Origin of the sequence: Cryobacterium sp. MLB-32 (genome assembly GCF_000738085.1) — a bacterium.
Classification (GTDB): Bacteria; Actinomycetota; Actinomycetes; order Actinomycetales; family Microbacteriaceae; genus Cryobacterium.
The window spans coordinates 1-566 of sequence record NZ_JPRS01000556.1; the positions used below are offsets into that span (position 1 = coordinate 1).

The 566-nt window shown below is 63.1% G+C and carries 1 protein-coding gene; it reads right to left on the bottom strand.

Annotated elements, in window-relative coordinates; genetic code table 11:
• Positions 1–566, bottom strand: a 566-nt coding sequence (locus JF66_RS19930) for an MFS transporter (RefSeq protein WP_035880627.1), incomplete at both ends; no start/stop codon positions are given.

A 566-nucleotide genomic window follows, 5' to 3' on the forward strand; every position in this document is an offset into this window, starting at 1 on the left:
GTACCGAACCGCCGTGGGGAAGAGCTCCGGCAGCAGGGCGCCCATCGGGCCGAAGGTCATTCCCATGAGCGAGAAGCCGACAATCAGGAAGACGAAGACGCCGACGTTTCCGGCACCAAGCAGGGGCACAAACAGGAGTCCGAACAGCACGATGGCGATCGTCACGACGATGAGCGTCTTGCGACGCCCGTGTCGATCGGCCCACGGGCCGGAGGCGAGCGTGAAGATTCCGAAGAACACCACGCCGAGGATCATCATGAGGATGAAGGTGTTGTAGTTGTACCCGAGGCCCGGCAGCGGGGCATCCGTGGCCGCACGGCCGTAGCCGAGCGTGAACGTGGTCATCAGGTAGAACAGTACATAGGTGGCGAGCATGATGAACGTGCCGAGGATGAGCTCGCGCCAGTTTGTCTTGAACACGGCCGCGAGGGGCAGCTTTTCGACCTTCTTGGCCTTGACGGCCTTCGTGAAGGCCTCGCTCTCCACCAGGCGGAGGCGAACCCACAGGCCCACGATCACCATCACGGCGGAGAACAGGAACGGGATGCGCCAGGCCCACTCGAGGA